Here is a 21,847-nt window from a genome sequence, read left to right as displayed (position 1 = left end):
TGCCCTTATGTGCAAAGGTCTTTTTTTGCCGTGAAAGTAAATGCTTTGCTTCTGTAAGGATTTAGACTGAACCTCACTTAAAAATGCCACTGTTCCAATCGCATCTGGCAGGCATTTCCCTTTCCAGAAAGACCCCTAACATAACGAAAAAGCTCTACTCCAAGCTTCATTCTCTCTCTTCTCAGACTCTCATAAGCCGTATGATAACGAAACAATCTTTAACTCCAGACACTTTCGTATAAAAATGATTAATATCATCCGACTCATCGGTAATAGTGTCAATGTTTACAAATTAAACATGCTTAAGGAATACTTCTTCGCCATCATTTCCAAGATTTTTATCCCGGCAACGCTATTCCCCTTCTCATCCAGCGCTGCACCATAAATTCCAATTCCACATTTTCCGGGTACGGCCCCCATGATTCCCCCTGATACACCGCTTTTAGCCGGTATGCCTACATTAATGGCAAATTCACCTGATGCGTTATACATGCCGCAGGTAACCATGAATGTCTTGCAAATACGGGCAATGTCCCCGGGGATGATTTGCCTTCCCGTCAACAAATCTTTCCCATTCATGGCCAGCACACAGCCAATCCTCGCCAAATCCTGGCTGTCCATTTCAATGGCACACTGCTTTGAATACAATTCGATTAAGTCCTCCACATCCCCATTTATTACATTATGCTGCTTTAAAAAATAGCTTAACGACCTATTTAAATCTGCTGTATTGTATTCTGACCGGGCAACTTCTTCATTAAACCCGATAGTAGGATTTTGCGTCAACTCCCGGATAAAATGTAAAATACGCTGAAATCGCTCATTTACACTTTCACCTGCAACCATGTGGGTCACAGTCAATGCTCCTGCATTGATCATCGGGTTTAATGGCTTGGATGGCTTGTTTGTCTCTAGCTTGGCAATCGAATTAAATGGGTCACCGGTGGGTTCTTTTCCTATATAGGAAAAGACATATTCCTCCCCTTTTTCCATTAATACCAGAGCAAGTGTCAAAACTTTCGATATGCTTTGCAGGGTCATTTTACCACTTACATCCCCCGCACAATATCCTTTTCCGTCAGGATAGTAAATAGCAACAGATAAATCCCCAGGGTTAGCCTTTTCAAGAGCCGGTATATAGTCTGCCACTGTTCCCTTATTTGTATATTTTTTTGCCTCATCAACCAGTTGCTGTAATTCGTTGTTGGACCTGCATTGACATCCCATATTGTTCACAATTTGCCGCCCCTTAGAAAATTTGTTATGTGAAGTATTCTTAGCTAGTGGTTTTATTATTTATTACCATATTTCATCGATATTATTTAAAAAACTACGAAGCGGGTAAGGTTACAGGAGCTGCTTTCCTTGGCCTTAGATTTCTTAAATAACTTTCTCTAAAGAAATTTTCAAATGCTTTCTTCATCTATCATTTTCGTTTACTGATTTTAATTCATCCTTTGTAAGGTCACACGTCTTACCATACTTCCCTAATATAAAGGCACAAGGTTCTGAATTACTTTTGTGGTGTTAAGACAAAGAAAAAAGAAAATATATACGGCAACGGTCAAGCCGTAAGACGGGTAAGCTAACTCCTTTTAAAAAATCGGGATAAACTTCACTTTTCTTAAAAGAAGATTTAATTGACTAAAAAGAAGGAAATAAAAGCCCTCAGACGGAAATATAGACTATACGGATATTAGCGCATAAGCTATCATATGTATTTTACAATTGATGGAAAGTAGGAAAAGCCATGGAAAAAGCGAAGAGTTTACAAGAAATCTATAACGCCAACCGGCCAGAAAATAATGAACTTTTCCAATCGATACAACAGCATCTACAATTGAAACATCCAGACAAACGAATGACAGCTACGAGAACCTTGCAGATAATTGTGGCTGATAGTGTTTCATCTGGAGAGCTGCGTAATGTGGAAGCCCGACTTCTTCACAGTTACTAAGGATTTGTTTTATCATAAGCTCTTTGAAATTACCGAACACAGAAAGGATCTCATCAATGAAAGAATTAAGAAATCTAAAACATTCGGCTTAATCGTGTCACTTGTGGCACTGGCTTTTTTCTCGTTTTTTTAAAAAAAGACAGCTCAAAATCGAGTTGTCTTTTTAGTATTTATGCTCCTCTAAATATTTTTATTTATTGGTATTCTTCTTTACTCATGCCTTGCCAAACTTTTGGCCCATGGTCGACCATTCCTATTTGTTAAATAAAGTAAATGGAAGAAAGTGAATAATATGTATCTCTTCTATCCAACTTGTTATGATCGAGCCTGAGACTCTTGCCTTCAGGGTCTTTTTATATGTAGCCGAGCAATCGAGCTTGAATCAACATGTCTCATGTAATTTGATTCGCTTCGTAAACTACAGCAACATACATTTGCTTACTTCGTACTCATCGGTGAAATGTTTTTTACCATTGGTAATGTCGCCTATTTTCTATTTACCCGATTTGAGTACAAATGTACTTTCATCTAGTGAGTAAAATTGCTCAAAAGATAAAGATTGACAACATTTTAATCGTGACTCATACTTATAGTGACTTAAATGACAGAATATTGAGAATAATGGAGGGATAATTATGAATAAGATTTTCGTTCCTAACGCAATCGCTACTTTAACAAGACTTTTCTACAGTTCAACTACACTGAATGAGTATTTAGCGATGAGGACCGCTCAATTCTACATTGAAGACCTGAAGTTACTACAAGACGTGGAAGCTGTTGCTCTGGCAATTGAAAAACAAAATGCTTTCGCATTAATGTCTAAATTTAAATTATTTGATTATAAGGCTGCTGAAGAAATTGAAATTGCACTTTCCTCTGCTGGCTATACGGAAGCAGAGCTAACTGCTATGAATATTGAAATCTGAAATCATTGTTTTCGGAACGAATGGTAGAGTTAGTGCTCTTTGACCCATTCGTTTTTTTTTGTAAGAGCAACGGTTCTTTAAACTATATCTTTTATGACTCCCTGCAATATCTGTGGCAAATAAAATTACATTCACCATTGGATCATTTTTATGTTTTTGATCTATGGAGAAAATAAAAGAAACTCCTTATCAATCGCGTCTTGAAATAATGGTCGTTACTTTTAATCTACTTCCCTGCATATTCATTTCACACTACCCCTATACAAATTATTTGTACATATTTTATAGTGCTGATAAACACAAAAAAGCTTCACACAATTAAGTGTGAAGCTTGATGTAATAGCGATCCTTCGCTATTGGTGATACCGGTGGCCGGGGTCGAACCGGCACTCCAGAGGAACACGATTTTGAGTCGTGCTTCGGGCAATTTCGAAATGGAAACGAACCCTTATCCGTTGATATATCGACAATATAAAGCGTGAATGACGTCACACTATTCGGTTGTATTCGTAAGATTCATTTTCAACGTGTTCACCGCTTGAACGTTTGTAAGTTATTGTTTTCCTATGTAGCTTCGAATGGACGGATATTCGGGAAATGATAGAATATCACCCTCTCGAACACTAGTATTTAGAAACTCAATAATAAGAATAAACAAAAATAAGACGCCGTCCGCGTGGGAAGCGTCTATTTCTTTTGTTTGTTCTACATCATTAAAAATATCAATTAAGTATAAGGGAAGCCCATATACCTCTTGGGTTTCTCCTAAAAAACTCCCTTCCAAGTCGACTATTATGAACATCATACCTTGTCCACTTTTTTGACGGTCTACCTGAGAGGATAACATCAAGTCCAAGTCAGATATTACCTAGTGCGGAAAAATATGACAGCATTTTCTGCTTGAGCGTTTACAAACCCATTCCTAACCATACATAATACAACATCACTTATAGGAGCACCTACCCGTAGGAACTTTCTACACGGGGATGCGCTTCCGATTATTTCAAATTTAGCAATATTCTCAAAGTTCTTTTCATCTCTAACTATAATGACTACATCTGGCAGTTTTTTACTCATACAACCACCTCCTTTTGATGTCATAAATTAAATTATTCAGTTGTACATGAAGTTGTCGCGGCTTTTTTATTAATAAATTTCCAGGAAATATTTTTCATTTTAGAGCAATGGGAGAGTCGCTAGACTCTTATCGAATACACTACACCGCGAGGTTGCCACGGAGATCAATCGGCAGCTTCGTTCCGCTAACAGGGAACGTTAGTTCAATCAACTGCCCTTTATAATGGTAAAAATTCATTAATAAATATTGATTTTATTATCCTCTGGAAGTCATTAAACAGTATCTTTGTAGATAAAAGAAAAGGACAGCTCATAATCGAGTTGTCCTTTTTAATATTCATCGTTTTTATTTTCAACTTCAAAAAGGTTGAAACTTGATGATTCATCTAGGTTGAATGCAGGTTCTTCATTTTCATATTTATATTTATGTTCTTCTACGTATTTAATTTTCTGATATTCCTCTTTTGACATACCTTCCCAAATTTTTGTTGCATTGTGGTCTTCATGGCCAGGCTGAGGATTCGTATGCGGTGTTGTGTCCAAGAAAAAACTGCCAAAGAATATGGCGGTGTAGAAGAAGGGCATTGCCATAATCAACACATTAAGCCCAACGCTTGAGTTATATTAATGTATTTTTTCATTGGTAGCATACCTCCTGTTATGTTATGTAATTGGTCAGGACTTTCACGTTGTGAAATCCCTTTAATATTCATATGGGCGGTACTATTTTCTCAAAGAAATCAATTCATCTCGTTTTGCCTCTATTTCTTCACGTAAGAACAAGCTAGTTGCTCCTGTTTTTTTAATCGGAACAATCTTACCCGTTTTGATTAATGAAGCTATCCTTGGTCGTGTCACTCCCGAAATTTCCATTGCTTCGGATGTTAAAAGCACATTTTCAGCAATATACTTTTTAGGGTCGAATGGTTCCATTTTATAAAAATCGGTCACGTTATCACCTCCTTTTCATTGCGACATCGCTTTTCGCTCATTCCTTTTCCTTCTTTTCCATTTTGTGCAGAATGATTGAAGAAAACAGCATATAGACCACCAGTAGTAGCCAATAATAACCTCGGTTATCAATGAGCTCAAACATTAATATCGCAAATAATAGCAAATATGGAATGGTCAATAAGAGTCGGAGCTTCCATAGATACCGTCCCCACATGGCAATTCCTCCTTTTAAAATTATTGGCAGTGATTTTGAGATTTTTTCCACTCCTCAAATACTATGTCACTCTCAATAATTTCAGCATCGGTAAATCTCAACCCACATAAAGCAAGTTCAATTTCATCAGCTTTCCTATTATCAAAAAATCGAACTTTCGGAATGAGAGCCCACGCTCGCTGTGGATACAAAGGATTGTATGCTAACGGTAAAAGTTACATCGTTCCTTGAGAATGAATAAATACGCTACAAGATGTAAATCGTTAATACTCATAACTCTTATATTAACGATTTAAAAGATGTAGCGTTTTGAATTGAATCAAAAAAAACTCCAATAAACTGAGTGGAAATGTGAAGCACTTGAAATATGGTTGTATAGAACCATCAAGACTCAAGATCTGGTAAAATATCTGTTTTATAAATACAAAAAAATGAGGAGTACTCGGTGAGTACCCCATCAATTATTATAATGGTACAGATTTGTGTTCAAATTTACTGCGATTAGAAGTCTTACTTTGAATGTTATACGATTGAGGACTAAATATATATTCATGTTTATATTCGTTCCCAATTATGTCATTTAACTCAATAGTAATTTCTAATTTAGGTATATTTTTATGTTTAATGTTTACATATACTATACCATCAGAACAATTAAGAATGGGGGTTAATTCTCTTCATAATAAACCCTATAGGATTGCAATTTATACACAATGCTTTCAGGGGGTGTTAAAAGATGGAATGGTTTACTTTTTTTGTTTTTCCAGCATTCACTTTAGGTGGAATAGCTTTAGGGCTCGCCCTTCACTCAATCAAAAAAATAAAGAACATGGAAAGGAAAGTTGAGGAATTAGAAAATAAAAATAAATAAATCTATGACTTTGACACAAGCAAATGACGTTATCCATCAATCCAATCATAATAAAATGGAATCTTACTCGTATCCACTTTAGTTCTTGATTCCTCGGCAAATTCCGCATCATAATTCGATTCCTTATATCCGACTACTTTTTTCAAAGCTCCTGTTAAATATTTACCGAAGTTACGTATTTCCTTATTTTTTTGCACTTGAGCTAAAACTTTATTAAATAATGATTTGGTGATTCCTTGTTTATTAAATTTTAAATATGTATCAAAAATGATTTTATCCTGTTGAACGTTTTCTTGTTTAACAATATTATGTATTAAATCTTTATTAGGGTTAGAAATATAAACTAAAGATTGAGTATGGAGTTATATATGTCTATATTAATAAATTTGAGGGAGAAACTGAATTTTTTGAAGAAATTCGAAGCAAATATAATCCTGCTGCTAAGACGGAATTTTATCTTCAAGATTATACTAACGAAGTAATAATACAATATTTAAGCAGTACGTTCGAATCAATATCTAAAAATAAAGAGTTCTGGCATGATCCCCATGTGCAAAAAAATCATGTTATTTTTGTTGATAGTAATTTTAACATTCAAGAACATAAGGAACTAAAAGAATTACAAGATCGCAGTAATTTAGCGTTATACTTTTTAAATAAGAAATAGCAGTTCACATGTTTTCGTTAAAATGTCTTCAAAAAGAATAACTATTCTTTTTGAAGTAACGTGGACTTTAGTTTTAAAGGACCTATATGGTCCTTTTAAAATATTGATTTTAAAATAAAAAATAAGCCTTGATGGGCTCGTTTTTTGTTAAAAGTTATTATCGATAAATTCTGCTTCTTCATCCGAGTTAAGGACTCCAGTAGCTTTTCCAACAGTTCCACCTTGATATTCCCAAAAGAAGTTATGATCTTGATCAACGTTTTCAAAGTTTCCTTCTTTCCAGCCAGTTACGATTCTTAACAAATGACGTTTAAGAGAGAATTCGCTATCTTTCACTATTTCGTAAACTTCGTTAATGTTTTCAGGATTCATCTGAACTGATCCCCATTTGTCTTCAGAAATAACTTTTTGATGTGTCATGTGATGCATAACCTCAATGACTTCATCTTGAGTTGAAGTAGCGCTAAGACCAGTTGAATCTTCAACTCCGCCAATTGCTGCAGTTTGTTCTTCCATTTCTGCTTCTTCATCATCCTTATTCAAAATTTCCACAGGAGTACTTTTAGCTTCCCGCCTCTCTTCATAATTTTTAGCATTCTGATAAATAGTCATTACCACTGAAATTACTGCTGCAGCTGCTATAAGTCCAACCATTGACCATCTAAATTTGTTCATTGTAAGTTCCTCCGAGTCATAGTTCGATTATCACTCATTTCAGTTACATCCTTTTATGGATAAGCTAACCATTATTATATTAACATAAACTATTAACAAATAATCTTAAACTATTAAGTAACCATATAGATAGATATAAAATTTTTATCTTATAATAAAAAAATTGAGCATAAGTTATTAATCTGGATTTGAGTCAATATTTTGGACACTAAAAAGTTAAATCTTAAGCTGTATTCCTAATTCGATCTTCAATGGCTTGTGGGGTTTGATAACCCAAGCTGCTGTGAATTCTTTTTCGGTTATACCAACCTTCAATAAATTGGAACATCGCTAATTTAGCTGTTTGATAGTCTAGATATTGTACGTGGTTGACTTCTTCCTTCTTTAATAGGGCATGAAAGGATTCAATACAGGCATTATCGTACGGGCAACCTTTCTGACTAAAGGATTGCTTAATATGATGGTTTTGGATATGTTGAGTAAACTCACTGCTTGTATATTGTGAGCCAAGATCGGTATGAAGAACTAAGCCCTCCGAGGGCTTTTGTGATAGGTGTGCGTTATTGAAAGCTTTTATGACCAGTTCTGTCGTCATTGAACGAGAAAATGAATACCCTACTATTTTCTTAGAATGAAGGTCTAATACCGAAGCTAAATAACACCATCCGTCTTTTAACGTATGGATATACGTAATATCTGCTACCCATTTCTCATTAATGGTCTGAGTAGTGAAGTCTCGTTTTAACAAATTATCCAATTGAATAACCTTTTCTTTAGATGGATAGGGACGGTATTTTTTCTTAGTAATAGAACGAATTCTCGCCTTGCTCATTAAGCGTTGAACACGCTTTAGACTTAGGGAAAACCCTTTGGTTAATAAGCTTTCATGAATCTTTGGAGCCCCATATCGTCCCTTGCTTTCCAGGTAAATGAGATGAATTTCCTTCGTGATTTCTTGGTTTTCCTGTTCGCGATTTGATACGACTATTTGAAGGGACTGATAATGGCTGCTTCTTGGGATTTCTAGTATTTCACACATCTTCTGTACGGGATATTGTTTCTTGTGTTCCTCAATAAATTCGGTAAGATCTGTTTCGGTTACTTTTTCGCGAATATGGCCATAGCCTTTTTTAAGATTTCAACTTCTTGCTTTAACCGAAGGTTTTCCTTTTGAATGGCGGCTAATTCCTTTGGAGTCATGGACTCTTCCCCTAAACCGATTGGAGTAAATTCTTTAACCCATTTATAAATGGTAACTTCTGATACGCCATATTCGCCGCTTAATTCTTTGACCGAATTACCCGAGTGATAAAGATCTACAATAGTCTTCTTGAATTCATTATTGTATTTTTTACCTGTATTCTTACGTTCCAAGACGGACACATCCTCTCAAAAATCATTGTAAGGACTTAACTAAAATGTGTCCATGAAACTATACTAACTCCAATCCTCAAAATCATCTAAATCTAAATTGATTAGATGGGGTTAATAATCACTCTGTATTGGCCATTAAACTATTCCCTATATAAATTCTAAATAAATTTTATTGGAAACCAATACAGAGCATCCTGAGACTTCTAGGGATTATATAAATCTTACCAGTTAATTAATTGAACATTGGAATCATTTAATCTTCCTTCAAATATCTCATAGGGATCAATTTGTCCATGCTTCAATTGGCTTTTATATAAGGTGTTTTCTAAGCAAGTTCTAAAGTAAGCTCCAAAGTTATCTATATCAGGATTTGCTTCTACCTCTTTTAAGACCCTATAACAAACTTCTTTACTCAATCCTTTTAATCGATATTCATAAATTAATTTATTTATTATTTCATCCTTGTTAACCAATTCTTTGTTAACAAAATAATTATTAATATTTTTATATTGTTCTTTTTTATTTTTCTTTTTATAAGCTGGTAACTTTTGTACAGGCTTGGATTGCTCTTTTGTTATTGCTAGGGTTACATTTTTGTCATGGCTCAAAAAATCTTCAGACTGTTTCTGTACTGAAGTTCCTTTTTCATTTTCCTCGTTTAGGTCTGCGTTTTTGTCAGAGCTGACAGCAACTTTTGGAAGTAAATGCTGCACTATTTTATCTGTGATGTGAAAGTACTTCTTAGATGGCGAACCCATGATTACCGATTCGATATATCCTGCATCTTCTAAATCCTTAATTGCTTTCAATTGCTGCCTGTATGATAAAGCTGTTTCTTCTTCCAAAACTCCACTAGTTAAATAGAAGTACTCTTTACCATCTCGTACAGTTAGCATTTTCTTACTTCCAAAACTTTCATAGCTTGAACATAACTGCCCAAAAATAATTGCTCTGTTGACTGATACTTCATGAGCTAATTCTTTGTTAAACATGACAAATCCTTTTCCACTTAAAAGTGACATGAGTTTCATAAAATTTCCCCTTTTGACACAGAAAAAGAAACTTGCTAAAATTTAATTAGAAGTTAATTCTTCTGTTTTTTGTTTAGAGATGGTAGAGCCGCCAAACTCATTTGCCATCTCTTTTATTATTATAATATATCGAACTCTTGTTCGTAAAATATAAGTTGGGATATATTACCTATATCTTTAATCCTTTTAATGCTCCGTGCAACTTATGCTTTTGCTCCAGATCTTGTCCCCATAAATTCACATATCTTTTAGTAACAGTGATATCTGTATGACCAAGTAAATGCATTAAAGAGAATGCATCCACACCTGAAACAATCATCCTCTTAGCCATCGTATGTCTAAATATATGAGGACTAACTCGCTTATTTATCATTGCTTCCTTCCCATACTTAGTAAGCCTAGTTTGAATGCTATGTCGATTTAATTGTTTATTATCCTGGCTTATGAACAGTTTGGTTGTCTCAACGTCTCCTCTTATCTTTATATATCTGCTTAGCTGCTCTTGTGTCGTTTCAGATAAGTAAACCGTTCTTTCAAAGAGATTCTTTGTTCTTCTAATAATGATAATGTTCCCTCTAACATCATTTACTTCAATGCTTACAAGTTCAGACAATCTGACTCCAGTATCTAGGAAAACAAGTATGATTACTTCATCTCTAAAGGATATAAACGTTTTTTCTTTTCTAATTGTCCTTATAAGTTTTTCAATTTCTTTATTGTCCAATGTATCAATTGTCTTTTGTCTATCCCTTAATAATTTGATGTTCTTCATTGGGTTCCTATCGATAAGTTTGCTCTTACATAAAAAGTTATAGAATGCTCTTAGAGCTCTCAATCGGGTATTAATAGTAGTAACTTTCATTAGTTCCTTACTCTGGAGAATTAAGCTTTCTACGTCCTTTTGTACCCATTCAACGAGCTGCTTATTAATAATCCTCTTTGCTCCATGAAATTCATTTTTGTAGTATTCAATCGTCGCTGGTCTTAAGTTTCTTAAATAGCAGTCCTAAAAAAGGCTTCATATGCTTCTTCATCTGAAATCTTATTCTTAATAATTCTTAGTTCATCTTCTGTTAATTCTTTACGTCTTCTCATTACGACCTCCTAAGCACACGATTCGCCGCACACGATTCTGGATTATTTTTGTAGTATTAAAGACAAAGAAAAAAGGCCTCAACATTTAAGTTGAGACCTTTTTTCTTTAATCATATTTCGACTATTTGATACCGGTGGCCGGGGTCGAACCGGCACTCCAGAGGAACACGATTTTGAGTCGTGCGCGTCTGCCAATTCCGCCACACCGGCATGTATGTTGGAGGCGGCAACCGGAATCGAACCGGTGGTAAAGGTTTTGCAGACCTCTGCCTTACCGCTTGGCTATGCCGCCAACGTTTTTGGAGCGAAAGACGGGATTCGAACCCGCGACCCCAACCTTGGCAAGGTTGTATTCTACCACTGAACTACTTTCGCATATGGCTGGGCTAGAAGGGATCGAACCTTCGCATGACGGAATCAAAATCCGTTGCCTTACCGCTTGGCTATAGCCCATTAACGTTGTATTCATTATACCATGATTTAATAAAAAATGGGGCGACTGATGGGAATCGAACCCACGAATGCCTGAACCACAATCAGGTGCGTTAACCACTTCGCCACAACCGCCATTATAGGATTTAAATTGGCAGGGGTAGTAGGACTCGAACCCACACTGGAGGTTTTGGAGACCTCTGTTCTACCTTTAAACTATACCCCTGTTAGAAAGATGGTGGAGGGGGGCAGATTCGAACTGCCGAACCCGAAGGAGCGGATTTACAGTCCGCCGCGTTTAGCCACTTCGCTACCCCTCCGCATATGGATGAAACATGGTGCCGGCAAGAGGACTTGAACCCCCAACCTACTGATTACAAGTCAGTTGCTCTACCAGTTGAGCTACACCGGCACTACTATGGTGGCTCAGGACGGAATCGAACCGCCGACACAAGGATTTTCAGTCCTTTGCTCTACCGACTGAGCTACTGAGCCAAACAATAAAAATGGCGGTCCCGACGGGAATCGAACCCGCGATCTCCTGCGTGACAGGCAGGCATGTTAACCGCTACACCACGGGACCATAGATTGCGGGGACAGGATTTGAACCTGCGACCTTCGGGTTATGAGCCCGACGAGCTACCGGACTGCTCCACCCCGCGACGTTAATAATGTTGCTATTATGCATCAGATTTTCGTGTTGAACGTTTCAATGCAGAAACAACCTGATCTTATTGAAAATGGTGGAGGATGACGGGATCGAACCGCCGACCCTCTGCTTGTAAGGCAGATGCTCTCCCAGCTGAGCTAATCCTCCAATATGTTATCTAAATGGTGACCCGTACGGGATTCGAACCCGTGTTACCGCCGTGAAAGGGCGGTGTCTTAACCGCTTGACCAACGGGCCAGGTATAAAATGGCGGAGAGCAAGGGATTTGAACCCTTGAGACAGGGTTACCCGTCTACACGATTTCCAATCGTGCTCCTTCGGCCACTCGGACAGCTCTCCAATAATGGCTCCGCAGGTAGGACTCGAACCTACGACCGTTCGGTTAACAGCCGAATGCTCTACCACTGAGCTACTGCGGAACAATATAAGCTTGGCGACGTCCTACTCTCACAGGGGGAAACCCCCAACTACCATCGGCGCTGAAGAGCTTAACTGCCGTGTTCGGAATGGGAACGGGTGTGACCTCTTCGCTATCGTCACCAAACATTGTTAACATTTTTTCAAGACATATATTATTATAACGTCTTTTCGAAAAAATGCAAGAAGAAATTTTCATTCCTTCAAAACTAGATAATAAGAAGGTATTTCATTTTTTAAAAAGCGTTGGTTAAGTCCTCGATCTATTAGTATCAGTCAGCTCCACATGTCGCCACGCTTCCACCTCTGACCTATCAACCTGATCATCTTTCAGGGATCTTACTAGCTTGCGCCATGGGAAATCTCATCTTGAGGGGGGCTTCATGCTTAGATGCTTTCAGCACTTATCCCGTCCGCACGTAGCTACCCAGCTATGCCTTTGGCAAGACAACTGGTACACCAGCGGTGCGTCCATCCCGGTCCTCTCGTACTAAGGACAGCTCCTCTCAAATTTCCTGCGCCCGCGACGGATAGGGACCGAACTGTCTCACGACGTTCTGAACCCAGCTCGCGTACCGCTTTAATGGGCGAACAGCCCAACCCTTGGGACCGACTACAGCCCCAGGATGCGATGAGCCGACATCGAGGTGCCAAACCTCCCCGTCGATGTGGACTCTTGGGGGAGATAAGCCTGTTATCCCCGGGGTAGCTTTTATCCGTTGAGCGATGGCCCTTCCATGCGGAACCACCGGATCACTAAGCCCGACTTTCGTCCCTGCTCGACTTGTAGGTCTCGCAGTCAAGCTCCCTTGTGCCTTTACACTCTACGAATGATTTCCAACCATTCTGAGGGAACCTTTGGGCGCCTCCGTTACTCTTTAGGAGGCGACCGCCCCAGTCAAACTGCCCACCTGACACTGTCTCCCACCCCGATAAGGGGCGCGGGTTAGAATTTCAATACAGCCAGGGTAGTATCCCACCAACGCCTCCACCGAAGCTAGCGCTCCGGCTTCTCAGGCTCCTACCTATCCTGTACAAGCTGTACCAAAATTCAATATCAGGCTGCAGTAAAGCTCCACGGGGTCTTTCCGTCCTGTCGCGGGTAACCTGCATCTTCACAGGTACTATAATTTCACCGAGTCTCTCGTTGAGACAGTGCCCAGATCGTTACACCTTTCGTGCGGGTCGGAACTTACCCGACAAGGAATTTCGCTACCTTAGGACCGTTATAGTTACGGCCGCCGTTTACTGGGGCTTCGGTTCAAAGCTTCGCTTGCGCTAACCTCTCCCCTTAACCTTCCAGCACCGGGCAGGTGTCAGCCCCTATACTTCGCCTTGCGGCTTCGCAGAGACCTGTGTTTTTGCTAAACAGTCGCCTGGGCCTATTCACTGCGGCTTTTCCGGGCTATTCACCCTAAAAAGCACCCCTTCTCCCGAAGTTACGGGGTCATTTTGCCGAGTTCCTTAACGAGAGTTCTCTCGCACACCTTAGGATTCTCTCCTCGCCTACCTGTGTCGGTTTGCGGTACGGGCACCTTACATCTCACTAGAGGCTTTTCTTGGCAGCGTGGAATCAGGAACTTCGGTACTATATTTCCCTCGCCATCACAGCTCCGCCTTAATGGAAACGGGATTTGCCTCGTTTCCGGCCTAACTGCTTGGACGCGCATATCCAACAGCGCGCTTACCCTATCCTTCTGCGTCCCCCCATCGTTCAAACGATGTATAGGTGGTACAGGAATATCAACCTGTTGTCCATCGCCTACGCCTTTCGGCCTCGGCTTAGGTCCCGACTAACCCTGAGCGGACGAGCCTTCCTCAGGAAACCTTAGGCATTCGGTGGAAGGGATTCTCACCCTTCTTTCGCTACTCATACCGGCATTCTCACTTCTAAGCGCTCCACCAGTCCTTCCGGTCTGACTTCAACGCCCTTAGAACGCTCTCCTACCATCGACACCTAATGGTGTCAATCCACAGCTTCGGTGATACGTTTAGCCCCGGTACATTTTCGGCGCGGAGTCACTCGACCAGTGAGCTATTACGCACTCTTTAAATGGTGGCTGCTTCTGAGCCAACATCCTGGTTGTCTAAGCAACTCCACATCCTTTTCCACTTAACGTATACTTTGGGACCTTAGCTGGTGGTCTGGGCTGTTTCCCTTTCGACTACGGATCTTATCACTCGCAGTCTGACTCCCAAGAATAAGTATTTGGCATTCGGAGTTTGACTGAATTCGGTAACCCGTTGGGGGCCCCTAGTCCAATCAGTGCTCTACCTCCAATACTCTCATCTTGAGGCTAGCCCTAAAGCTATTTCGGAGAGAACCAGCTATCTCCAGGTTCGATTGGAATTTCTCCGCTACCCACACCTCATCCCCGCACTTTTCAACGTGCGTGGGTTCGGGCCTCCATTCAGTGTTACCTGAACTTCACCCTGGACATGGGTAGATCACCTGGTTTCGGGTCTACGACCTCATACTCATTCGCCCTATTCAGACTCGCTTTCGCTGCGGCTCCGTCTTATCAACTTAACCTCGCATGAAATCGTAACTCGCCGGTTCATTCTACAAAAGGCACGCCATTACCCATTAACGGGCTTTGACTACTTGTAGGCACACGGTTTCAGGATCTATTTCACTCCCCTTCCGGGGTGCTTTTCACCTTTCCCTCACGGTACTGGTTCACTATCGGTCACTAGGGAGTATTTAGCCTTGGGAGATGGTCCTCCCTGCTTCCGACGGGATTTCTCGTGTCCCGCCGTACTCAGGATCCACTCAGGAGGGAACGAAGTTTCAACTACAGGGTTTTTACCTTCTTTGACGGACCTTTCCAGGTCACTTCATTTACCCCGTTCCTTTGTAACTCCATGTTGAGTGTCCTACAACCCCAAGAGGCAAGCCTCTTGGTTTGGGCTAATTCCGTTTCGCTCGCCGCTACTCAGGAAATCGCATTTGCTTTCTCTTCCTCCGGGTACTTAGATGTTTCAGTTCCCCGGGTCTGCCTTCAGTACCCTATGTATTCAGGTAAAGATACTGTTCCATTACGAACAGTGGGTTTCCCCATTCGGAAATCTCCGGATCAAAGCTTACTTACAGCTCCCCGAAGCATATCGGTGTTAGTCCCGTCCTTCATCGGCTCCTAGTGCCAAGGCATCCACCGTGCGCCCTTTCTAACTTAACCGTTAAAAAGATCTTACAGATGCTTTGAAAAAAATTAATTGCCTTCTATCTATTATCTAGTTTTCAAGGAACAAAGCAGAAAGAATCCATCACATCGTGATGTTTTTCTTCCCTATCTGAATGAATTACTCATTCAAAACTGAACAAAACAAAAGCGCTCTCGTAATTATCCTTAGAAAGGAGGTGATCCAGCCGCACCTTCCGATACGGCTACCTTGTTACGACTTCACCCCAATCATCTGTCCCACCTTAGGCGGCTGGCTCCATAAAGGTTACCTCACCGACTTCGGGTGTTACAAACTCTCGTGGTGTGACGGGCGGTGTGTACAAGGCCCGGGAACGTATTCACCGCGGCATGCTGATCCGCGATTACTAGCGATTCCGGCTTCATGTAGGCGAGTTGCAGCCTACAATCCGAACTGAGAATGGCTTTATGGGATTCGCTTACCTTCGCAGGTTTGCAGCCCTTTGTACCATCCATTGTAGCACGTGTGTAGCCCAGGTCATAAGGGGCATGATGATTTGACGTCATCCCCACCTTCCTCCGGTTTGTCACCGGCAGTCACCTTAGAGTGCCCAACTGAATGCTGGCAACTAAGATCAAGGGTTGCGCTCGTTGCGGGACTTAACCCAACATCTCACGACACGAGCTGACGACAACCATGCACCACCTGTCACTCTGTCCCCCGAAGGGGAAAGCCCTATCTCTAGGGTTGTCAGAGGATGTCAAGACCTGGTAAGGTTCTTCGCGTTGCTTCGAATTAAACCACATGCTCCACCGCTTGTGCGGGCCCCCGTCAATTCCTTTGAGTTTCAGCCTTGCGGCCGTACTCCCCAGGCGGAGTGCTTAATGCGTTAGCTGCAGCACTAAAGGGCGGAAACCCTCTAACACTTAGCACTCATCGTTTACGGCGTGGACTACCAGGGTATCTAATCCTGTTTGCTCCCCACGCTTTCGCGCCTCAGTGTCAGTTACAGACCAGAAAGTCGCCTTCGCCACTGGTGTTCCTCCAAATCTCTACGCATTTCACCGCTACACTTGGAATTCCACTTTCCTCTTCTGCACTCAAGTTCCCCAGTTTCCAATGACCCTCCACGGTTGAGCCGTGGGCTTTCACATCAGACTTAAAGAACCACCTGCGCGCGCTTTACGCCCAATAATTCCGGACAACGCTTGCCACCTACGTATTACCGCGGCTGCTGGCACGTAGTTAGCCGTGGCTTTCTGGTTAGGTACCGTCAAGGTACCAGCAGTTACTCTGGTACTTGTTCTTCCCTAACAACAGAACTTTACGACCCGAAGGCCTTCTTCGTTCACGCGGCGTTGCTCCGTCAGACTTTCGTCCATTGCGGAAGATTCCCTACTGCTGCCTCCCGTAGGAGTCTGGGCCGTGTCTCAGTCCCAGTGTGGCCGATCACCCTCTCAGGTCGGCTACGCATCGTCGCCTTGGTGAGCCATTACCTCACCAACTAGCTAATGCGCCGCGGGCCCATCTATAAGTGACAGCCGAAACCGTCTTTCCATCTTCTCTCATGCGAGAAAAGAACGTATCCGGTATTAGCTCCGGTTTCCCGAAGTTATCCCAGTCTTATAGGCAGGTTGCCCACGTGTTACTCACCCGTCCGCCGCTAATCTCAGGGAGCAAGCTCCCATCGATTCGCTCGACTTGCATGTATTAGGCACGCCGCCAGCGTTCGTCCTGAGCCAGGATCAAACTCTCCGAAGAAATGTTTGACTTGCTCATTTTGCTTTTTTAATAGTGTGTGCTCACTTAAAATTTAACGTTGGCGCTTTGTTTTGTTCAGTTTTCAAAGAGCAATTTCGTTGTCGTTTACTTCGCAAGCGACTTTTACATCTTATCATGTTATCAACTCTGTTGTCAACATGTTTTTTTATTTTCTTTGTTTTGATGAAGCTGCGAAAGCTGATGTCCCGCAGCGACATGTATTAATATAACACCTATATTATTATTGGTCAACAATAAAAACACATTTTTTTAAAAGTTTTTTGAAACTCGATAAAACCGATGATAAACCTCGTGTCCTTTTGTCTCCGCTTTGATGACATCGATTACCTTCTTCTCTATCAAATATTCCAACAGAACACCTAGGTCGACTGAATAAAACTTAACTTCCGGATGCTCCATAAGCTCCGCAATCGTCCACGGATCTTCTTTCGTCCCCATTATTTCTACCAAATGCTGTGAACCTGCATTCGTCCTCGAATAAATAAGAAATTCACTCGCAAGGAATAGAAGCTCCAATCTTTTTTCAAGAGTTTCCTCACTGCTGATCAATTCTTTATACAACTTGTAGATCTCAGGTTCCATTTGCTTCACTTGGTTCCAGACCGTAACCTCCGGATAAAAGCCTTGTTCTATTATTTCCAAACGTGCCAAGTGATGTAGGGAATGAACGATATGGTTGTATGCCTCAAGATAATGACCTTTTTCAAAAAAGCTTTTCCCATCCATGTACCTGCGAATTAACTTCGCAAACTCCATCCCCATCTTTAACTTCCTTCCATAGAAGGGGAACTCCCGGATTTCGGTTTTCAAACGGTCCAAATATTCATTCCGGTCAAAAAGGACCTTCCCATTATAGATCCAGTCAACCACTTTGCGGTTCGTCCCTAATAGGAGCCATTCTTTTAACTGGTCTTCCTTTACGATATGTAAGGCTGCCTTTTTATCCTGATAAGTGTAGTGTTTTAAAAACACGGCCTCCTGGGCTTCGTCTGCAATCACAAATAGGATGTAATCAAATGTATCGGTAATCGGGCTATTATCTTCTCTTTTTTCTATTAACAAGATTCCAAGTGTAGATTTTAAGCTTGCTCGCTCTTGATAAATCGGGCGAAGGATATCTTCCATCATAAATTCCTCCAAAACCTTTTTTTTTTAACTTTCGACAAAACTCTTCATTTTCCTGCTTATTTCCCTTACCCCAAACCATTTCAATTCAAAAGTAATAAGTATCCTTTATTTCTTTTTTGTTCCATCCATTGTTTATGTTATAGTTAAAGTTATATTTTAGGAGGGACAATCCATGGCTAAACATTCTAGCAAAATCAATAAAATACGTACATTTGCTTTGAGTTTGATTTTCATCGGCTTTATCGTAATGTATATCGGGCTTTTCTTCAAATCACATCCAGTTGTCATGACACTTTTCATGGGGCTTGGCCTTTTATTCATAATCGCAAGCACCGGGGTTTATTTTTGGATTGGAATGCTTTCTACAAAAACGATCCAGGTTGTCTGTCCTAACTGCAGCAAACCTACAAAAATATTAGGGCGTGTAGATATTTGCATGCATTGTGAAGAACCCTTGACCCTTGACAAAAAGTTGGAAGGCGAAGAATTTAACGAAAAATATAATCGCAAAAGCCTGCATGATTAGAGGGATTCCAGCTTGCTGATTTACCTATCATGAGACCTTAACAATTGTATCATTTCTTCGAGACATGAAAAAAAGTTCCAACCAAGTGGAGGAACTTTTTTTAATGCGTTTCTTTTTTCGCACAATCCGTACAGTCGCCGTAGATTTCCATCCGATGGTGACTGACATTGAAACCGGTGACTTGTGCCGCGAAATGCTCGACTTCATCCAATGCAGGATAGTCGAAATCCACAATTTTCCCACAGGTTTGACAGATTACATGATAATGATTCGTCGTTACGAAATCAAACCTGGCTGAAGAATCACCATAAGTAAGTTCTTTTACCAAGCCTACCTCCCGGAAAACACGCAGGTTATTATAAACTGTCGCCACGCTCATATTTGGAAACTTGCCTTCCAGCGCTTTATATATATCATCCGCGGTAGGGTGGGACATGGAGCTTATCAAATACTCAAGTATCGCATGGCGTTGAGGAGTTATTCTTACACCGGTATCTTTTAGGGAATCCAATGCTTCTTTTAACTGAACTTCAGACACCGTCATCCACCTCGTTTTCTCATTAAGTATGAATTCTTAAATTGTAATATTTATAATTAGTGTACCTTTTATTCGTTGAATTTGTCAATAATTCGATGGTTTTACCATTCTTTTTTATTTTATTCATCACCGCTTTGAATCTTTCCCATTTTCGTATTGTATTTTAGTATCCCCTCGATAAGTCGATTACGTTGATGAAGTCTTTTCCAGCTTTCAGGTATTCACGCATGTTTTTTTCGAATATAGCAAAGGTTCTTGGTAAATATTCTCCGCTTTTACTTGAAAGATGCGGTGTGACCGTAACGTTTTCCATCTTCCAAAATGGATGCCCTTTTCCTAAAGGTTCCGGATCAAATACATCCAAGATGGCATGAGCCAATTCCCCTGCTTCCAATGCTTCGATCAACACTTCATCGTTAATAAGATCACCGCGGCCAATATTCACGAATACGGAGGTTTCTTTCATTGCTTTAAAGTGTTCTTTTTGCAGAAGGCCCTTGGTTTCATCAGTACTTGGCAGGACGGATACGATGTAATCGGCTTCCGGTACGGCTTCCAATATATTATCCAGTGTATAAAGGCGATCGATGGAATCCACTGGCTTCCCGCTGCGGTTCACCCCCATAGTCGTCATCCTAAAGGCTTTCCCCAAACGGGCCACTTCTCCTCCAATTGCACCGGCACCAAGAACGAGCATCGTTTTGCCATTCAATTCCCCTACTTCAATCTTTCTATGCCACAGTTCTTCCCTTTCATTCTTCATAAGCAGTTTCAGTTTCTTTTCATATTGTAAAAGCATCCCTATCGTATACTCGGCCATTGGGATTTTATGAATGCCTCTTGCGTTCGTCACCAAAATGCCGCGTTCCTCAATGGCTTTAAAAGGCATTAATTCCAATCCTGCACTCATGACCATTATCCATTTTAAGTTCGCCGCTTTCCCAATGATTTCTTCATTTAAATCCTCACCGTATGTAATCAAGATTTCCGCTTCATTAAGTGGCTCATCCGTCCATCCTTCTTGATAAATGAAGTTCAAATCAGGAAATGCGTCCATCATCTTCGTTTGGATGCTTTCATTCGGAATGATTGTTGAAAGTATTAACATGTTTATCTCTCCCTTTTAATTAACATAAAAAAACACGGGCTCTGTGTGTCCCGTGCAACTTTCTCTGAGGAGGTATTCCCTTAATAAAGCATATTCAGGTGTCCCCTTTTTGAGTTGGACAAAAGCCTTAGCCTTAATAAAAAAGGCTTTGTTTTAATGAATTTGGGTTTAATGCATGTAATTCAGGCAATATGAAATTTCCATCCCTTCTGATCAGCACATCGTCAAAGTAGATGTCACCACCGCCATATTCAGGACGCTGGATCAAGACCATATCCCAGTGTATAGATGAACGGTTTCCATTATCCGCTTCTCCATAGGCAAGTCCCAGAGCCAAGTGCAGACTCCCGCTTATTTTCTCATCGAACAATGTATCGTCCATAGGTTCCAATATGTATGGATTGATTCCAATTGCGAACTCCCCGATAAAACGGGACCCTTCATCGATATCCAGAATCCGGTTCATTTTGGCAGGTTGATTGGAAATGGCTTTAATGATTTTCCCCTTTTCAATGTTTAATTCCATGTCACTAAAGGTGATTCCTTCATAGGTTGTGGGTGCGTTGAAGGATATCCTTCCATTGACGCTTTCTTTTATGGGTGCCGTAAACACTTCCCCATCAGGTAAATTCTTTTTGCCGGCACATATGATGGCCGGCATACCTTTGATGGAAAAAGTCAGATCTGTCCCCGGTGAAACGATCCTGACTTTGTCAGTCCGTTCCATCAATTGCTTTAACGGTTTAAATGCCGCCTCCATTTTCCCGTAATCCATAGTGCATACTTTGAAAAGGAAGTCTTGGTACCTGTCGAAGTTCATGCCGGCTTTTTGCGCTGATGCGTTGGTGGGATATTTAAGTAAGACCCACCGTCGGTTGTTTACATAGAAAAGAGTGGGAGAATTCATAGCTTCCCCTTGAATACGTTGCCTCTCGATGGGAACATCAGTCATTTCCACGTCGTTTTCTTCACTGGTGATGATGATGACCGCATCGATATCCGTATACTTCTTCAAAGCCCATTGCGACGATGTATCAAGTTGTTCCTTCACATTCCCTTGTAACAGATGTCGGCTAATCTCATCGTCTTCGAGTTCTATATATGGATAAGCACCCACCCTGTATATTTCATCAATCAGCTCTTTCAACAATGGTTTCGTGTTGATATGGCCCCGGATGAGGATTCTCTCTTTTGGCTGTAATTGTATCGAATGATGAATCAGCCTGGCCGCAAGCTTCGTTATTCGTTCATCCTTCATCTG

General features: G+C 40.8%; 19 protein-coding genes, 15 tRNA genes and 3 rRNA genes. 4 read left to right on the top strand and 33 right to left on the bottom strand.

Going from position 1 to position 21,847, the window contains the following annotated elements; genetic code table 11:
- Positions 1–285 precede the first annotated feature (285 nt).
- Positions 286–1,227 carry a glutaminase A gene (gene glsA / locus QUF78_RS04835; RefSeq protein ID WP_289327224.1) on the bottom strand — a complete coding sequence of 314 codons (942 nt, stop codon included), beginning with the start codon at positions 1,225–1,227 and terminating at the stop codon, positions 286–288.
- Positions 1,228–1,750: 523 nt separating this feature from the next.
- Between glsA and QUF78_RS04830 the strand changes: the two genes are divergently transcribed.
- Positions 1,751–1,957, top strand: a complete 207-nt coding sequence (locus QUF78_RS04830) for a hypothetical protein (RefSeq protein WP_289323782.1) — start codon at positions 1,751–1,753, stop codon at positions 1,955–1,957.
- Between the two features lie 635 nt (positions 1,958–2,592).
- Complete coding sequence (locus QUF78_RS04825; RefSeq protein ID WP_289323781.1) at positions 2,593–2,883, top strand: hypothetical protein; 291 nt, start codon at positions 2,593–2,595, stop codon at positions 2,881–2,883.
- Between the two features lie 553 nt (positions 2,884–3,436).
- On the opposite strand, the gene QUF78_RS04820 is transcribed toward QUF78_RS04825, so the two are convergent.
- The 5 genes from QUF78_RS04820 to QUF78_RS04800 all read right to left on the bottom strand — a co-directional run bounded on the left by QUF78_RS04820 (position 3,437) and on the right by QUF78_RS04800 (position 5,128).
- The gene (locus QUF78_RS04820; protein ID WP_289323780.1) at positions 3,437–3,739 is read right to left on the bottom strand and encodes a hypothetical protein; all 303 of its coding nucleotides are present in this window, start codon (positions 3,737–3,739) and stop codon (positions 3,437–3,439) included.
- A gap of 8 nt (positions 3,740–3,747) precedes the next feature.
- Complete coding sequence (locus tag QUF78_RS04815; RefSeq protein ID WP_289323779.1) at positions 3,748–3,960, bottom strand: hypothetical protein; 213 nt, start codon at positions 3,958–3,960, stop codon at positions 3,748–3,750.
- Positions 3,961–4,290: 330 nt separating this feature from the next.
- Positions 4,291–4,503, bottom strand: coding sequence for a hypothetical protein (locus QUF78_RS04810; protein ID WP_289323778.1), 213 nt, complete (start codon positions 4,501–4,503; stop codon positions 4,291–4,293).
- Between the two features lie 180 nt (positions 4,504–4,683).
- Positions 4,684–4,911, bottom strand: coding sequence for a DNA-binding protein (locus QUF78_RS04805; protein WP_483313824.1), 228 nt, complete (start codon positions 4,909–4,911; stop codon positions 4,684–4,686).
- Between the two features lie 37 nt (positions 4,912–4,948).
- Positions 4,949–5,128 carry a hypothetical protein gene (locus tag QUF78_RS04800; protein ID WP_289323777.1) on the bottom strand — a complete coding sequence of 60 codons (180 nt, stop codon included), beginning with the start codon at positions 5,126–5,128 and terminating at the stop codon, positions 4,949–4,951.
- Between the two features lie 736 nt (positions 5,129–5,864).
- On the opposite strand from QUF78_RS04800, the gene QUF78_RS04795 reads away from it, so the two are divergent.
- The gene (locus QUF78_RS04795; protein ID WP_289323776.1) at positions 5,865–5,999 is read left to right on the top strand and encodes a hypothetical protein; all 135 of its coding nucleotides are present in this window, start codon (positions 5,865–5,867) and stop codon (positions 5,997–5,999) included.
- Between the two features lie 29 nt (positions 6,000–6,028).
- Here QUF78_RS04795 and QUF78_RS04790 read toward each other — a convergent pair whose 3' ends face one another.
- From QUF78_RS04790 to QUF78_RS04675, 24 genes are all read right to left on the bottom strand, one after another.
- Positions 6,029–6,196, bottom strand: coding sequence for a hypothetical protein (locus QUF78_RS04790; protein WP_289323775.1), 168 nt, complete (start codon positions 6,194–6,196; stop codon positions 6,029–6,031).
- 617 nt (positions 6,197–6,813) lie between these two features.
- The gene (locus QUF78_RS04785; RefSeq protein ID WP_289323774.1) at positions 6,814–7,341 is read right to left on the bottom strand and encodes a DUF6241 domain-containing protein; all 528 of its coding nucleotides are present in this window, start codon (positions 7,339–7,341) and stop codon (positions 6,814–6,816) included.
- A 223-nt stretch (positions 7,342–7,564) separates the two neighbouring features.
- Positions 7,565–8,715, bottom strand: a protein-coding gene (locus QUF78_RS04780) for an IS3 family transposase (protein WP_483313823.1) whose coding sequence is annotated in 2 segments (ribosomal slippage) — positions 7,565–8,466 and positions 8,466–8,715 — 1,152 coding nt in all. Because the reading frame shifts where the segments join, the coding sequence is not laid out codon by codon here.
- Positions 8,716–8,936: 221 nt separating this feature from the next.
- Complete coding sequence (locus QUF78_RS04775; RefSeq protein ID WP_289323773.1) at positions 8,937–9,746, bottom strand: hypothetical protein; 810 nt, start codon at positions 9,744–9,746, stop codon at positions 8,937–8,939.
- A gap of 169 nt (positions 9,747–9,915) precedes the next feature.
- Positions 9,916–10,518, bottom strand: coding sequence for a tyrosine-type recombinase/integrase (locus QUF78_RS04770; RefSeq protein WP_289323772.1), 603 nt, complete (start codon positions 10,516–10,518; stop codon positions 9,916–9,918).
- 452 nt (positions 10,519–10,970) lie between these two features.
- Positions 10,971–11,051: transfer RNA gene (locus QUF78_RS04765), tRNA-Leu, on the bottom strand.
- Positions 11,052–11,059: 8 nt separating this feature from the next.
- A tRNA-Cys gene (locus QUF78_RS04760) sits at positions 11,060–11,133 on the bottom strand.
- A gap of 8 nt (positions 11,134–11,141) precedes the next feature.
- Positions 11,142–11,216, bottom strand: a tRNA-Gly gene (locus QUF78_RS04755).
- Positions 11,217–11,219: 3 nt separating this feature from the next.
- A tRNA-Gln gene (locus QUF78_RS04750) sits at positions 11,220–11,294 on the bottom strand.
- A 38-nt stretch (positions 11,295–11,332) separates the two neighbouring features.
- Positions 11,333–11,408, bottom strand: a tRNA-His gene (locus tag QUF78_RS04745).
- 17 nt (positions 11,409–11,425) lie between these two features.
- A tRNA-Trp gene (locus tag QUF78_RS04740) sits at positions 11,426–11,499 on the bottom strand.
- 10 nt (positions 11,500–11,509) lie between these two features.
- A tRNA-Tyr gene (locus QUF78_RS04735) sits at positions 11,510–11,593 on the bottom strand.
- Positions 11,594–11,609: 16 nt separating this feature from the next.
- Positions 11,610–11,685, bottom strand: a tRNA-Thr gene (locus QUF78_RS04730).
- A 7-nt stretch (positions 11,686–11,692) separates the two neighbouring features.
- Positions 11,693–11,768, bottom strand: a tRNA-Phe gene (locus QUF78_RS04725).
- Positions 11,769–11,780: 12 nt separating this feature from the next.
- Positions 11,781–11,856: transfer RNA gene (locus QUF78_RS04720), tRNA-Asp, on the bottom strand.
- 5 nt (positions 11,857–11,861) lie between these two features.
- Positions 11,862–11,935: transfer RNA gene (locus QUF78_RS04715), tRNA-Met, on the bottom strand.
- Positions 11,936–12,014: 79 nt separating this feature from the next.
- A tRNA-Val gene (locus tag QUF78_RS04710) sits at positions 12,015–12,090 on the bottom strand.
- Positions 12,091–12,105: 15 nt separating this feature from the next.
- Positions 12,106–12,180 (bottom strand) — tRNA-Glu (locus QUF78_RS04705).
- Between the two features lie 10 nt (positions 12,181–12,190).
- Positions 12,191–12,282: transfer RNA gene (locus QUF78_RS04700), tRNA-Ser, on the bottom strand.
- Positions 12,283–12,287: 5 nt separating this feature from the next.
- Positions 12,288–12,362 (bottom strand) — tRNA-Asn (locus QUF78_RS04695).
- A gap of 9 nt (positions 12,363–12,371) precedes the next feature.
- Positions 12,372–12,487: ribosomal RNA gene (rrf, locus tag QUF78_RS04690) — 5S ribosomal RNA — on the bottom strand.
- Positions 12,488–12,606: 119 nt separating this feature from the next.
- Positions 12,607–15,539, bottom strand: a 23S ribosomal RNA gene (locus tag QUF78_RS04685).
- A 175-nt stretch (positions 15,540–15,714) separates the two neighbouring features.
- A 16S ribosomal RNA gene (locus QUF78_RS04680) occupies positions 15,715–17,265 on the bottom strand.
- Together the 16S, 23S and 5S rRNA genes with 15 tRNA genes alongside form the textbook arrangement of a ribosomal RNA operon.
- Positions 17,266–17,535: 270 nt before the next feature.
- Positions 17,536–18,411, bottom strand: a complete 876-nt coding sequence (locus QUF78_RS04675) for a nucleotidyltransferase-like protein (RefSeq protein WP_289323771.1) — start codon at positions 18,409–18,411, stop codon at positions 17,536–17,538.
- Between the two features lie 175 nt (positions 18,412–18,586).
- Between QUF78_RS04675 and QUF78_RS04670 the strand changes: the two genes are divergently transcribed.
- Positions 18,587–18,940: a YgzB family protein gene (locus tag QUF78_RS04670; protein ID WP_289323770.1), complete on the top strand. Its 354-nt coding sequence runs from the start codon at positions 18,587–18,589 to the stop codon at positions 18,938–18,940.
- Positions 18,941–19,040: 100 nt separating this feature from the next.
- Here QUF78_RS04670 and perR read toward each other — a convergent pair whose 3' ends face one another.
- From perR to QUF78_RS04655, 3 genes are all read right to left on the bottom strand, one after another.
- Positions 19,041–19,484, bottom strand: coding sequence for a peroxide-responsive transcriptional repressor PerR (perR, locus tag QUF78_RS04665; protein ID WP_370013904.1), 444 nt, complete (start codon positions 19,482–19,484; stop codon positions 19,041–19,043).
- Between the two features lie 157 nt (positions 19,485–19,641).
- The gene (locus QUF78_RS04660) at positions 19,642–20,586 is read right to left on the bottom strand and encodes a D-2-hydroxyacid dehydrogenase (protein ID WP_289323769.1); all 945 of its coding nucleotides are present in this window, start codon (positions 20,584–20,586) and stop codon (positions 19,642–19,644) included.
- Positions 20,587–20,719: 133 nt separating this feature from the next.
- Positions 20,720–21,844 (bottom strand): aminopeptidase, encoded by a 1,125-nt coding sequence (locus tag QUF78_RS04655; protein ID WP_289323768.1) that lies wholly within the window; start codon positions 21,842–21,844, stop codon positions 20,720–20,722.
- Positions 21,845–21,847: the final 3 nt, after the last annotated feature.

The sequence above is a fragment of the Peribacillus sp. ACCC06369 genome (assembly GCF_030348945.1).
Taxonomy (GTDB): domain Bacteria; phylum Bacillota; class Bacilli; order Bacillales; family DSM-1321; genus Peribacillus.
Note: the sequence above shows the minus strand (reverse complement) of the source record. Positions and strands in the feature narration are given on the sequence as shown.